Annotated in this window: 15 protein-coding genes and 1 tRNA gene; 10 read left to right on the top strand and 6 right to left on the bottom strand. The window is 46.0% G+C overall.

The features are described from left to right. Positions 1-122 precede the first annotated feature (122 nt). Positions 123-824: a DUF3581 family protein gene (locus MN202_RS13945; protein ID WP_335736740.1), complete on the bottom strand. Its 702-nt coding sequence runs from the start codon at positions 822-824 to the stop codon at positions 123-125. Between the two features lie 57 nt (positions 825-881). Here MN202_RS13945 and MN202_RS13940 point away from each other — a divergent pair, with 57 nt between their 5' ends. Together MN202_RS13940 and MN202_RS13935 are read left to right on the top strand one after the other, a co-directional pair. Continuing rightward, the gene (locus tag MN202_RS13940) at positions 882-1439 is read left to right on the top strand and encodes a hypothetical protein (RefSeq protein WP_335736739.1); all 558 of its coding nucleotides are present in this window, start codon (positions 882-884) and stop codon (positions 1437-1439) included. A 171-nt stretch (positions 1440-1610) separates the two neighbouring features. Beyond that, positions 1611-1991 (top strand): YchJ family protein, encoded by a 381-nt coding sequence (locus MN202_RS13935; RefSeq protein WP_335736738.1) that lies wholly within the window; start codon positions 1611-1613, stop codon positions 1989-1991. Positions 1992-2009: 18 nt separating this feature from the next. Here the strand turns inward: MN202_RS13935 and MN202_RS13930 are convergent, their stop codons facing one another. Further along, positions 2010-2480: a VC2046/SO_2500 family protein gene (locus tag MN202_RS13930; RefSeq protein ID WP_335736737.1), complete on the bottom strand. Its 471-nt coding sequence runs from the start codon at positions 2478-2480 to the stop codon at positions 2010-2012. A 123-nt stretch (positions 2481-2603) separates the two neighbouring features. Here MN202_RS13930 and MN202_RS13925 point away from each other — a divergent pair. Then, a tRNA-Tyr gene (locus MN202_RS13925) sits at positions 2604-2688 on the top strand. 129 nt (positions 2689-2817) lie between these two features. Beyond that, positions 2818-4449, top strand: coding sequence for a response regulator (locus tag MN202_RS13920; protein WP_335736736.1), 1632 nt, complete (start codon positions 2818-2820; stop codon positions 4447-4449). Here MN202_RS13920 and deoC read toward each other — a convergent pair. Together deoC and MN202_RS13910 are read right to left on the bottom strand one after the other, a co-directional pair. Then, a complete protein-coding gene (gene deoC / locus MN202_RS13915) occupies positions 4446-5174 on the bottom strand; it encodes a deoxyribose-phosphate aldolase (RefSeq protein WP_335736735.1) in 729 nt (242 codons plus the stop codon). The genes MN202_RS13920 and deoC overlap by 4 nt on opposite strands. Before the next feature lie 245 nt (positions 5175-5419). After that, the gene (locus MN202_RS13910; protein ID WP_335736734.1) at positions 5420-6124 is read right to left on the bottom strand and encodes a M48 family metallopeptidase; all 705 of its coding nucleotides are present in this window, start codon (positions 6122-6124) and stop codon (positions 5420-5422) included. A gap of 121 nt (positions 6125-6245) precedes the next feature. Between MN202_RS13910 and xthA the strand changes: the two genes are divergently transcribed. After that, positions 6246-7052, top strand: a complete 807-nt coding sequence (gene xthA / locus MN202_RS13905) for an exodeoxyribonuclease III (RefSeq protein ID WP_335736733.1) — start codon at positions 6246-6248, stop codon at positions 7050-7052. A gap of 25 nt (positions 7053-7077) precedes the next feature. Here the strand turns inward: xthA and yfbV are convergent, their stop codons facing one another. Continuing rightward, positions 7078-7524 (bottom strand): terminus macrodomain insulation protein YfbV, encoded by a 447-nt coding sequence (gene yfbV, locus MN202_RS13900; RefSeq protein WP_335736732.1) that lies wholly within the window; start codon positions 7522-7524, stop codon positions 7078-7080. Between the two features lie 529 nt (positions 7525-8053). Here yfbV and MN202_RS13895 point away from each other — a divergent pair. From MN202_RS13895 to MN202_RS20610, 5 genes are read left to right on the top strand one after another with little or no spacing between them, the layout of a single operon-like run. Beyond that, positions 8054-8533 carry a PTS glucose transporter subunit IIA gene (locus tag MN202_RS13895; RefSeq protein ID WP_335736731.1) on the top strand — a complete coding sequence of 160 codons (480 nt, stop codon included), beginning with the start codon at positions 8054-8056 and terminating at the stop codon, positions 8531-8533. Positions 8534-8555: 22 nt separating this feature from the next. Further along, positions 8556-8909, top strand: a complete 354-nt coding sequence (locus MN202_RS13890) for an ArsC family reductase (protein ID WP_335736730.1) — start codon at positions 8556-8558, stop codon at positions 8907-8909. Further along, positions 8906-10045: a succinyl-diaminopimelate desuccinylase gene (gene dapE, locus MN202_RS13885; protein ID WP_335736729.1), complete on the top strand. Its 1140-nt coding sequence runs from the start codon at positions 8906-8908 to the stop codon at positions 10043-10045. The genes MN202_RS13890 and dapE overlap by 4 nt, the downstream gene beginning before the upstream one ends. Further along, on the top strand, positions 10042-10728 hold the full coding sequence (locus tag MN202_RS13880; protein ID WP_335736728.1) for a M15 family metallopeptidase: 687 nt from the start codon (positions 10042-10044) through the stop codon (positions 10726-10728). Before dapE ends, MN202_RS13880 begins: the two co-directional genes overlap by 4 nt. Then, the gene (locus MN202_RS20610) at positions 10725-10919 is read left to right on the top strand and encodes a DUF2897 family protein (RefSeq protein ID WP_418334475.1); all 195 of its coding nucleotides are present in this window, start codon (positions 10725-10727) and stop codon (positions 10917-10919) included. The genes MN202_RS13880 and MN202_RS20610 overlap by 4 nt, the downstream gene beginning before the upstream one ends. Here the strand turns inward: MN202_RS20610 and yejK are convergent. Next, positions 10867-11916 carry a nucleoid-associated protein YejK gene (yejK, locus tag MN202_RS13875; RefSeq protein WP_335736727.1) on the bottom strand — a complete coding sequence of 350 codons (1050 nt, stop codon included), beginning with the start codon at positions 11914-11916 and terminating at the stop codon, positions 10867-10869. The two genes, MN202_RS20610 and yejK, sit on opposite strands and share 53 nt — an antisense overlap. Between the last annotated feature and the right edge of the window lie 22 nt (positions 11917-11938).

The following is an 11938-nucleotide window of genomic DNA, read 5'->3' as shown; positions in this document are numbered from 1 at the left end:
CGAAGCCTGCTAAGTGCAGCGCCCCGTGGCATGGCGCGCATTATAGGGCGTTTTTAAACAGGCGCAAGCGGTTATTTTAAAAAACTATTCAACCGCTGCTTAAACAAACAAACTGCGCGTTTTTACCACACTGCAACCTTACGACTATCGTATTCAGCTACCATTTCTTCCATTTGAGCCTCGTCATACGACATCAGATTACTGAGGATCATGCGTTTCTGTCCATTCCCTATCTGTTCGCCCTGCTCCGTCAAAGAAAACTCGAGTAACACATTGCCGCGTTTACCTTCTACTATTAATGAAGAGTTAGTTAGCGACAACTCAACTTTTTGCGTTGGTAGACGGTTAAAGCTCAATGCCATACTCTCGTAGATAACAAGTGGTCTTGTCGGATTAATCATCACTTGATGCTTCTGCATCAGAGGTTGCAATATATGAGGGAAATTCTGGCCGGAAAATTTCACGTAATCGCGGATCAGAGGTTCAATTACAGCAAGATCATGCTGACAAGCCCCACTGCGCTGCAACGACAAATATACTTTGCCCTGATGGTCACAAATATTGATCAGATTATCCTCTTCAATGCATTGCAACATCACGTCGGCCCCAACCATACCGGCAAACTGGCAACTTAGTTGTTCAGTAACACCATAACGGGTAAGTAAATAAGCAAACAACAAATCACCTGGGACACAAAAGCGCTTGGCATCTTCATCATGGATAGGATTGAAATCTGTCGCGACCTGCTTGGCAAACTCACAAGCCTGCTTACGGCTAAAACTAAAACCTTCACTACTTTGGTTAACGTACTTTTCTAGCAACATCGATCACGAGCTCTCTTCCGATACAGGCCGGCTATTCTACTCAAAATTACAGCAGCAATGGTCCAGCCAGTAAAAAGATATAATTTAAAGCAAAATATGCTTGCTTTTTATACATCGGAAAACTACTGTATATCCATACACTGTACAAATAAACATGTAGAGGCTGATATGTACAATCGCTTATCTGACAACGCACACCACTATTCTACTAAAGCAACTTATAGCGACGGCCGCTTACTCAGAATAATTAATGTGGCCGATAGCAATACTGTATCAGTTAATAGCACAGGGCATAGTTTGTTGCAGCTTTTTAAGCAGCATCAGCACCAGCAAGGTTGGATCCTGTTGATTGCTCCCAGTTATGTCCCCAATAAAGCGTGGGCAGAACAACACCAGTTATCGTTAAACAATGTTTTGGTCGTGCACCAAAAACAAATCAGCGATTTGCCCGGCACTATTATGCAAGCACTGAGTTCTGCCAGTTGTAAGGTTGTTATCAACTTCGCCAGCCAATTAGATGCACAGCATTTGGACACTTGTCGTAAATTGGCCCTCAGCAACAACACCTGGTTTTATCAATATGAACAACTACATCAATCACAAATTGCGCATTAGCTTTATGGCATACTCAGACGACAAGTTTAGTAACCTGGGTTAAAATCAGCGCTTTTATAGCGGTAAGTAAATTTCAACATGTTATGTTATTGCGGTTCAACACAAGCGTTTGAGTTTTGCTGTCAGCCTTTTCTGAATGGTTTAGCCAAGGTAGTAAATTGTGAGCAATTAATGCGATCACGCTACAGCGCTTATTGCGTGCGGGATATTGACTATATTTACCGCACCTACCATTCTTCCTGCCGCGTTGATAACCCTAAAGCGGCCTTGACTGCTTTTGCGAATAGTAGTCATTTTATCGGCCTTAAAGTGCTGTCATGTGAGCAAAGTATTCCGCAGGGCTACGTCAGTTTCAATGTTCGCTACATGCAACAGAATGTGGTGTATGAATTTACAGAGCGATCAAGATTTCTGTTTGAAGATGCTTGGTATTATGTTGACGGTGTGATGACGGATACCGCGCCGGTTAAAATAGAGCGCAATGCGCTGTGTCCTTGCAACAGTGGGAAAAAGTTTAAACAGTGTCATCAGCACAGACTGTCGGGAAATTAGCTCACCTAGACTACACCACTAAGCCGCATTCATACCATGTAGCTGTTGCAATACTTCATAAAGCCCGGCCGGATTGACATCCGGTTTAGCCGGTATCGATTGCTGCATACGTCTGCGGCTATGCAAACTCAGGCTTTGCCATAGTTCGTCAGCCAAGCGGCTTTTATCGTCATACTGAGATAACGGCGGCGGCTTCAGATACGTTGTTAACTTTAATTGCGCTAAGCCGCCATCCTGCAGTGCGACACTGTGTTGTTGCATTAACTCAATATCAGACTCAGTTTGAGCAAAAGGTCGCGCTGGTTGTACAGCAAAGCGTAGCCGTAAATTTTGTTCTTCATGCTCAATGGACGCTTCTGGTGTACAAAACTCTGCCGACTCATCAACCGCTGGCGTAAGCCAGGCGAGGTACATGGCAAAATCGGCCCGCTGCGAGCTTTGTAAGGCACGATTTAATTTGCCATGGAGTTGCCATTCGTTAATGACCATTGTCATGCCCTATTAATTGATTGCTAAAAATGTTCTCTTGGCGGAAATATCGGCAGTCAGACAAAAAAGTTTAGTAAATGGCTTTACATAAAAAGGGAGTTTGATAATATGCCGTCCACTCGTGGAGGGGTTCCCGAGTGGCCAAAGGGATCAGACTGTAAATCTGCCGGCACTGCCTTCGAAGGTTCGAATCCTTCCCCCTCCACCATTCTATCTGCGTAACCTTCCTGCATTAGCCATTTTTTCAACTAGTTCATAAATTAGCAGCATTTCTCTTGCTAAGTGTTTAGTTATTTCCGACACTTAGGCAGTAGTTTGCTAACTGTATGTGGTGTAAATGGATAACAAAACGCTAGAAAATCAACGCGTTTTAATAGTTGACGATCAACGCGCTTTTCAGCTTATGTTCAAAGGCATCCTATATTCAATGGGAGCGACTAATGTCGCTTTTGCGCCAACGGGTGAACAGGCACTCGCTAAGTGTGCTATGGCAAGCTACGATATTTTGTTTGTGGATTATCATTTAGGTATCGGCAAAAACGGTAAACAACTGCTGGAAGACTTAAGAGAGAAAAAGTTACTGCCACCACACTGTATTTTTATGCTGGTAACCGGTGAAAATTCCGTTCCAATGGTAATGAGTGCGGTTGAGCTGGAACCAGATGATTACCTTGTTAAACCCTTTTCGCAAAGCGTATTGCGTAGTCGTATCCAACGAATACAACGCAAAAAAACTCAGCTAGCTGATTTATATCAGGCGTTGTTTGACGACATGCCGGAAAAGGCTATTGAGTTATGTCAGCAAGAAGTCAGTCAGGAAGGTCGCTATCAGCAGTTTTGCAAACGGGTATTGGTAGAAAATTTAATCAGACTCGAACAGCTTGATAAAGCAGAACATATTCTTACACAGGCATTGCAGCAACGTCGTAGCGGCTGGGCCTTATTATTACAAGCAAAAATTTATTTTCTCCAACAACGTTTTGCCGACAGCTTACTGTTATGTGAAGAAGCGATCGCGGATAACCGCTACTTTGCCGAAGCATATGATATCAAGGCGCAGTGTTATCAGGAGACAGGCGAGTTAGATGCAGCGCTTAGCAGTGTGTTGTCTGCTGCAGAAATAGCCCCCTACAACATGCAGCGCCAGTACTTACTCATTGATATAGCTCGCAAACTGAATAATATTCCGCAACAGGTGCAGGCCAGCAAACAGCTATACGAGATTACCCGTCGTTCTATCAAGCAAGACATCGTTCACCTGTTAAATTACATTCGAAGCACTATAGATGCCGCAGTGCGTACAGAAGACCCTTCGCAAAGAAACCGCTATCTGCAAGAAGTATCATTGGCAATGCAACGAGTTAAGCGCGATGAAAGCATGACCCGCGAGATTAACTTTGAACTGTTCGAACATTTGTGTCAGGCCAGGTTAGAGTCGTTACATGGTGCACAGTATCAAGCAAAAAGAACCTATGCAGCAGTAGCAGAACAGTTACCCGAGCAACATCAGTTGTTACCAGACACTATTTTTCTGCTTAATCAAATTGGGGAGTATGAACAAGCGGCAACACTTGGCAAGTTATTGCCCGCTGAGCTGATGAAAAACCCGCTGCTTAAAACGTTATTCGCCGATCAGAAAAACTTTCTCGACCAAAAACAGCATAAATTCGGTGAGTTAAATAAATCCGGCATTCAAAGCTATAAAGCAGGTAATTTTGTCGTTGCTGTAAAACAATTTGAATCGGCTCTTGAGCTTGCCCCTATGAATACCGGCTGTGCACTTAACCTGATCCAGGCATCAATCCAATTGCTGCACAGCCAGAAAAAACGTAAATCAACAGAACTATTCGAACGCTGCAAAAAGACCTTCCGCATCGTCGATAACATGCCTCTACCCGAACATCACCGCGCTCGTTACAAAGAACTACTGCAACAATTTGACAAACTACGTGACGAGCTTCGGCGTTAATTTGCGTGTGAAATCTGCTTTGCTACTTCGTCAGCTAAAGTACTGGCTCCAATGCGCATATGTTGGCTGGTGGCAATTTCGCCGGTAATGTCTTCATACAACTGTATCAACGATAATGCCTGCTCGATATGACGAACACCGCCGGACGCTTTAAAACCAACCGGGCGTTCTGCAGCTGCAATCACAGTCAGCATGATGCGGGCGGCTTCTTCAGTCACCCCAACTGGCACCTTTCCTGTCGACGTTTTAACAAAATCTGCGCCGCTTTCTATTGCAAGTTCGGTCGCTCTGGCGACTTGCTGCGCCGTAACCAGTTCGCCGGATTCAATAATAATTTTCAGACACTGCTGTGACGAAGCCTGACGTACGTCATATAAAAAGTTCTTAACACAGCCATGCTCGCCGCGCAGCAGGGCTTTATATGGCAGCACGCAATCAATTTCTGTCGCCCCCTGCAACTTAGCTTGCAAAATTTGCTCACAAACCTGATCTACCGCCAGATCTCCGGCTGGAAAATTAACCACAGTGGCAAGCGCCATGCTGCAGTTCCGCTTTGGCCATTGCTGCAGTGCGGCTAAATACTGTGGATAAACGCAATATGCTGCAGCGCGTATGTCAGGTACGGTTTGTAACCAATGCGCAAAAGTCTGTGCAGTTTCGTTATCCTGCAAACGGGTTATATCAAGTAATTTAGCCAGCTGTTGCAAGCGCAGTATAGTTGTCATAGTGGCAGTCCATAGAATACGCAGCCGTAAAGGCTGTCTGGTTATTATAGCGAGCTGTTGAAGGTAGCGAGCTTAAACCAAATGCAGCTATAAAAGCAAAATCACAACACTGAAAAAATAATTGAAAATATTTTGAATTTATTTGCCTAGCTAAAGTCCTAGTTTGCAGTAGTTGCAAATAGTCCTTGTTTTCTCCTGTTTTGATGTCCTAGTGTTTGCGCCGGTCTTAGTACCGGCGCTTTTTTTTACAGCTCTAACTGATGTTGATGTTGCCGGAGCCAGATTTTTGCATGTTGTACCTGAGGATAATGCTGCCCAACCAACTGCCAAAAAGCATTCGAATGATTTAAATGCTTAAGGTGGGCAAGCTCGTGCACCACAACATAGTCAGCAACCCAATCCGGCGCCATCATTAAGCGCCAATTAAAGCCTAACTGAGCGGTATTTTTACAGTAGCCCCACTTAGTGCGCCAGTTTCCAATAACCAGATCTTTTGCCTGTAACTGCATCTTACCTTGCCAGTAATCAGTTCGAGCCATAAACCAGCTCAACGCCTGAGTTTTATACCACTGCTGCAGCAAGCTCAGCACTCGGTTGTTGTAATTGTTCGCCTGAGTACGGCGGGATACAGTGACGACCAATTTGTCATTACACAGCTCAATTGAGGAACTGACTGCCCGGTGCACTTCCAGTGTCAGCATCGTGCCCAGCAGTGGTACTTGCTGCAACGCCAGCCAATCGGGCTTAACTTGTGCGCTGCTTTGATGTAAATGCTTTAAAATCCAGGGTTGCTTTTGCTCTACCAACGTTTTGACGTCTACCAGGCTATAGCCAAGCGGAGCCCGCACTATCAATTTGCCTTGCTTAATTTGCAACGCCACACTGCGTCTTCTGGCACTGTAATACACGCAGTAACTAAATAACCCACTCTCTACAACTAAAGCTGACAATTGGCTACTCCGATGGCTGTCTGTTGTATGACACTTAACTTGCCATTGTGCCACAGCAGCTAATAAAGTGTTATGATCCAATCACTTTGCCGCACCAACCCGTTTAAGGATACATGACAGCATGAAAATTATTTCTTTTAATATCAATGGCATTCGTGCGCGATTACATCAGTTGCAAGCCTTAATAGACAAGCACCAACCTGACATTATTGGTTTGCAGGAAATTAAAGTTCATGACGACGAATTTCCTTTAGCCGCAGTGCAGGCAATGGGCTATCACGTATATCACTTTGGCCAAAAAGGCCATTACGGTGTCGCTATTCTCAGCAAAGCGCCGGCTCTTGATATGCAGTATGGTTTTCCGACGGATGACGCAGACGCACAGCGACGGATGCTTATCGGCAGGTTTACTATGGCAGATGGCCAGCCAATCACTGTTTTAAATGGGTACTTCCCACAAGGTGAAAATCGGGGTCATCCGGTTAAATTCCCTGCAAAAACCAAGTTCTATGTCGACTTACAACAATTTTTACTTCAGCATCATCAACCGCAGGAGTTATTGGCTGTTATCGGAGACATTAATATTTCCCCGGTAGATCTCGACATTGGAATTGGCGAAGCCAATGCCAAACGCTGGTTGCGTGAGGGTAAAACATCATTTTTGCCTGAAGAGCGGGCTTGGCTACAACGCTTAAAAGACTGGGGGCTGGCTGATACCTTCCGCACTTTACACCCAGACGTCACTGCACAATATAGCTGGTTCGATTATCGCTCTAAAGGCTTTGACGACAACCGCGGCCTGCGGATAGACGTAATAATGGCGACGTTACCCCTTGCGCAGCGCTGCATTGAAAGTGGTATAGATTACGAATTACGCGGCATTGACCGGCCTTCTGATCACGCACCGGTTTGGTCAGTATTTAATTAAGCTGACGATGTTAGCATGGCGCTATTCAAAGCCATTCTTTGACAAAAGCTTTGTCTAATTGTTGATAAGCTTTACGTAAAAGTAGCGCCAGATCACGATAACAGCCTGGCGCTTTTATCGCGGCCAGCTCAATGCCCTGCTGCAGCATCTTCTGTCTGACTTGTTGATACCAGGCAGCCACTGCAGGTGGCAACGGCGTGGCAGAGCGCACTCCCAACCAATACCAGCCTTGTAACGGCAACGACGCCAACAACAAACACATCGCCAGTATTTGCGGAACAAACTCAACACCCAAAAACCAGTATTGTATCGCCGCACAACACAGAGCAGACAGAGGCATAACGCGCGCTGTTAAAGAGGTCAGCAGTATGACCTTACTGTCAACAAACAAACTATTAAGCTCGGCCTGCTCGGGCCACTGTTTACTGTATTCTCTGCCCGCACGTACGGTGGCGTAAAGTGGATACTGCATAACGAACTCCATAAGCGGTTACCAGAAAACCATAGCACAACTTACACTATTTTACGTATAGCTGCCATCAGAGCTCTGATTGGGCTGTACAGATAGCCAGCGTAAAATACACTTTACTGAGTAAAAACAGCGATGATCCGTGTTTTTTAATATTAACTCTGCCAGCAGCAGATTATTTTTGCCTAAAAGTGATATTTTTTCTGCTTTGGTTAAAATCACAGCGCCAGCTGAAGTAAACAAATTTCATGCCAAACAAATTAATATTTCAATTCAAATAGATAAAGACATCAACCCCTATTGCGCACAAAGTTATCCACATAATCTGTGGACAACTGCAACCCAGTAAATATCGATAAAAACCTGAATGTTAATAGATTTAATACTAAAAAATGCTGCTTTCATGCAAAATTAATCGCTAAACAATAAAAGCATCATAGTATTGTCATACTTATGCTGATCCGATCGGGCTTGAGCCATTGCATAAAAATGGATTAGCATTGGGCTCAGTTTGCCACGCAGAGCGCACCTAATGATTACATGGCACAGTACCCTGTCTACCGGCGACGGTATCGCTATCAGCAGCCCGTTAACTGGTTACGTTTTGCCAATAACATCACATCCGGATCTGTTATATAACGCAAATGTCTTAACCGCCGCTTTGTGTATCCAACTTACGCAAGGTACACTGCTTGCGCCTTTTAACGGAGTCTGTGAGTTAAGTTTGCTGTACCACAGGCGCATCACTATTAAGCATCGCAGCGGCTTAACGTTGGCTATAGAGTTAGGTTGCGAAATGCACAGCAGGAATATTGCTCAGTGGCAAACCAATGTATTCAACGTTGTTGCCGGACAACCGATATTGGCATTCGACTTGCCGGCAAACCGGCGCCAGAAAAATTACGCTACAGTGATGATCAGTCCACCTCAGTCTGTAAATGAGATATCGACCAGCCAACGCGCAGTAACAGCCGGAGTTGATGCTTTGCTGGTGCTGCAAAAAAATATATAACCTATTAAAAGAATAAAAGATTATGACAACACTTTATGGCATAAAAAACTGTGACACTATTAAAAAGGCCAGGCAGTGGCTTGAGCAACACCAGATCAGTTATCAATTTGTCGACTACCGTAGCGATGGCCTGAGTATGGAGTTACTGCAGCAATTTGCCGATGCTTGCCACTGGCAGCAACTGCTCAATACCCGGGGTACTACCTTTCGCCAGCTCGATGACAGTGATAAAAGCGATTTGACTGAGCAAAAAGCACTGGCTTTGATGTTGGCACAGCCAGCAATGATTAAACGCCCTTTGCTGGTACACAAGGGTGAACACCAGTTAGGCTTTAAGCCGGAAATATATCAACAAATTTTTGGATCAGCCGCATGACGACCAGCAACGTAATTGATCTAGCCAAAGCGTTGATTTCGCGCCCTTCTGTAACGCCCGAAGATGCAGGTTGTCAGCAGTTGATGGCATCTCGCCTGAGTGCTGTCGGGTTTAATATTGAGGTGATGCACTTCGACGACACTTTAAATATGTGGGCGCGCAAAGGTAACGGCCAACCGCTATTTTGTTTCGCCGGGCATACCGACGTTGTACCTACAGGCCCACTTGAACAATGGCATACGCCACCGTTTGAGCCAACCATAGTGGGCGATACCCTTTACGGCCGGGGCGCTGCAGATATGAAAGGCAGCCTGGCCGCCATGGTGGTTGCAACTGAACGCTTTTTACAACGTTACCCGACACCTAAGTTTGATATAGCCTACCTTATCACCAGTGATGAAGAAGGCCCTTTTATTAATGGAACAAAGCGGGTTATCGAAACACTTGAAGCCCGCAATGAAAAAATCAACTGGTGTGTAGTTGGCGAGCCCTCCAGCAGCCAAAAAGCCGGTGATGTGGTTAAAAATGGTCGGCGTGGCTCTTTGACCGGTCAACTCAGCGTCAAAGGTATTCAGGGTCATGTAGCCTACCCACAACTGGCGGAAAACCCGGTACATAAAGCCGCGGCTGCGTTGGCCGAGCTGGCAGCTGAACACTGGGATCAGGGTAACGCTTTTTTTCCGGCAACCAGTTTTCAGATTGCTAATATTCATGCCGGTACCGGCGCATCAAACGTGATCCCAGGTCAGTTGGATGTGATGTTTAACTTTCGCTATAGCACCGAAAGTACTGCCGAGCAGTTGCAGCAGCGCGTTATCGCACTACTTGACCGCCACGGCCTGAATTACACCCTGCACTGGACGTTAAACGGCTTACCGTTTTTGACTGATAAAGGTTCACTGGTAGAAGCAACAGTTAACGCCATTCGTCAGGTACAGGGCTTTGACACACGGCTGGAAACCAGCGGCGGTACCTCTGACGGCCGCTTTATTGCACCGACAGGTGCTCAGGTTGTCGAACTTGGCCCTTGCAATGCGACTATTCACAAAATAAACGAATGTGTCTCAGTAACAGACCTGGAACAACTGGCAAAAATGTATGAAGCCGTACTGGAGCAACTAGAACTGAGCCTATGACTGCTGTAAGCCGTGACATACTGACTGGTCTGAGCGAGCAGCACCTGCTGAAGCGCTCAGACGGCTTTATGCTGCATAAAGATGTCGCCGAGCCTTTTATCGCGCTTTGTGAGGCAGCAAAAGCTGCCGGTATTGAGCTGAAAATTGTTTCGGCTTTTCGATCTTACCAGCGCCAGAGCGCTATTTGGCAAGCCAAGTTTAGTGGCAATAGAGCCGTATATCATCAGGATGGCCATTTGGTGGATATCAGCAGCTTAACCGGTAAAGCTAAACTTGACGCTATACTGCTCTACTCGGCCTTACCCGGCGCCAGCCGGCATCACTGGGGAACCGATTTGGATGTATACGATGCCGCCGCTGTCGCCGCCGACTACAAGCCACAACTTGAACCGGCTGAATACCAGCACGATGGTCCATTTTATCGGCTATATCAGTGGCTTTGCAGAAATGCAGCCGATTTTGGCTTTTTTTTACCCTATCGCGAATATCAGGGCGGCGTTGCCGCTGAACCCTGGCATTTGAGTTACCGGCCCGTGGCACAACAGTACCAGGCTCAAATGACGCCAATACTACTGAAGCACTGTATTGAGCGTCATCCGATTGCCGGGCAATCGTTAGTGTTGCAACATTTGGACAGTATTGTCAGCCAGTATGTCAATAATATTTGCGACGCTGCGCAATGAACTGGCCATTGTTCTGGGCATTAGTGCTGGCCTTTGGCGTGGTGATTAGCAATATTATGCTGCTCAAACACGCCGCCGGTATAAAAATGCCCAACGTGAAACCTCAGCCTCCCGCTCAACAGCCGCCAGCTGTAAGCGTTACTCCGGCTCAGCAGCCGACTTGCGATCAAAAGCTGAATATCCCTGAATAAAACGCTGCAACTGGTCGCGTAAATTGGCTGGCGTACCTTTAATCAGAATAGTGTCACTGTGCGCATCATATTGTACTCTGTCACCGAGTAACTTTTGCTCGAAGCTAATCGACAGTCCTGCTCCCTGACCGGCAAACTTCACCAGATTCTTTAATTCTTTTACTTCGACGGGAAACTGTTCAGCTACCTGCAATTGCTGCTCCTGGCAATAGCGCAGAAATCCTTGTTGCTCTTGCTCATCTATCACAGCAGATAACTCAGACAACACCACATCCTGCCCGGCTTTAGCACGCTCTTCGCAATAGCTGAAAACTTGTTTTCGGGCATCGTTTTTTTCACTGCTGTCAAATTCGGCCGCGGTAAAATACTCTTCTACCGACGCCAGCACCACTTTACTGTTGGCTTTGGCGTCGGTACCTTCGGCACAACCGAGAAAGTCGAGAAAAAAGTCAGCTACTTTACGCCCGGCACGACCACGGATAAAACTGATGTACTTGCCCTGCTCGGGTAAACTTTGATACTCCGTCAAGTCAATCCGTGCAGCCAGCTGCATTCTGGCAATATCCAGATGACGTGATGTTGCCAGTTCAAGCTGCTCAGACAACGAGAAGTGATCTTTACTACCCAGCAGACAAAACAGCAAATAATCACTTGCCAGGTAGCGGTAATGACATACCAACAGATAACCGCTTTCCGGTAGTTGGTGTGCTTGTAATTGTTGCTCCAATACAGCAGTGGCGGTATTGGCCAGTACGCCAAAATCACTATTTTGCTTTTGCCAGTCGTGCAGCACTGTAGCTACCTGAGGATCTTTCTCCGTACTAAAGGCTGCATAGCCTTTAGCGGGTTTACCGTTATACGCCAGATGCAATTGCTCAACTAAATGTGCGACAGCGGCAGTAGGCTCAACCAGTGATGAGCGGTAATGTGCTTTACTTTGTCCCTGCTCGTCCAGCTCCAGATAGTTTATCGCCAACTGCTGTACATCTACTGACATAACTTTTCCTGTTTAAAATGAA

The organism is Rheinheimera muenzenbergensis (genome assembly GCF_036984005.1).
Classification (GTDB): Bacteria; Pseudomonadota; Gammaproteobacteria; order Enterobacterales; family Alteromonadaceae; genus Alishewanella; species Alishewanella muenzenbergensis.
This window is presented reverse-complemented; position numbering and strand designations above follow the sequence as displayed.

Coding starts and splice junctions, on each gene's coding strand:
- yejK (WP_335736727.1), bottom strand. CDS start 11,916: ATGTCAGTAGATGTACAGCAGTTGGCGATAAACTATCTGGAGCTGGAC.
- deoC (WP_335736735.1), bottom strand. CDS start 5,174: ATGACAACTATACTGCGCTTGCAACAGCTGGCTAAATTACTTGATATA.
- dapE (WP_335736729.1), top strand. CDS start 8,906: ATGACGACCAGCAACGTAATTGATCTAGCCAAAGCGTTGATTTCGCGC.
- MN202_RS13880 (WP_335736728.1), top strand. CDS start 10,042: ATGACTGCTGTAAGCCGTGACATACTGACTGGTCTGAGCGAGCAGCAC.
- MN202_RS13930 (WP_335736737.1), bottom strand. CDS start 2,480: ATGGTCATTAACGAATGGCAACTCCATGGCAAATTAAATCGTGCCTTA.
- MN202_RS20610 (WP_418334475.1), top strand. CDS start 10,725: ATGAACTGGCCATTGTTCTGGGCATTAGTGCTGGCCTTTGGCGTGGTG.
- yfbV (WP_335736732.1), bottom strand. CDS start 7,524: ATGCAGTATCCACTTTACGCCACCGTACGTGCGGGCAGAGAATACAGT.
- MN202_RS13920 (WP_335736736.1), top strand. CDS start 2,818: ATGGATAACAAAACGCTAGAAAATCAACGCGTTTTAATAGTTGACGAT.
- MN202_RS13940 (WP_335736739.1), top strand. CDS start 882: ATGGTCCAGCCAGTAAAAAGATATAATTTAAAGCAAAATATGCTTGCT.
- MN202_RS13890 (WP_335736730.1), top strand. CDS start 8,556: ATGACAACACTTTATGGCATAAAAAACTGTGACACTATTAAAAAGGCC.
- MN202_RS13945 (WP_335736740.1), bottom strand. CDS start 824: ATGTTGCTAGAAAAGTACGTTAACCAAAGTAGTGAAGGTTTTAGTTTT.
- MN202_RS13895 (WP_335736731.1), top strand. CDS start 8,054: ATGATTACATGGCACAGTACCCTGTCTACCGGCGACGGTATCGCTATC.
- xthA (WP_335736733.1), top strand. CDS start 6,246: ATGAAAATTATTTCTTTTAATATCAATGGCATTCGTGCGCGATTACAT.
- MN202_RS13935 (WP_335736738.1), top strand. CDS start 1,611: ATGCGATCACGCTACAGCGCTTATTGCGTGCGGGATATTGACTATATT.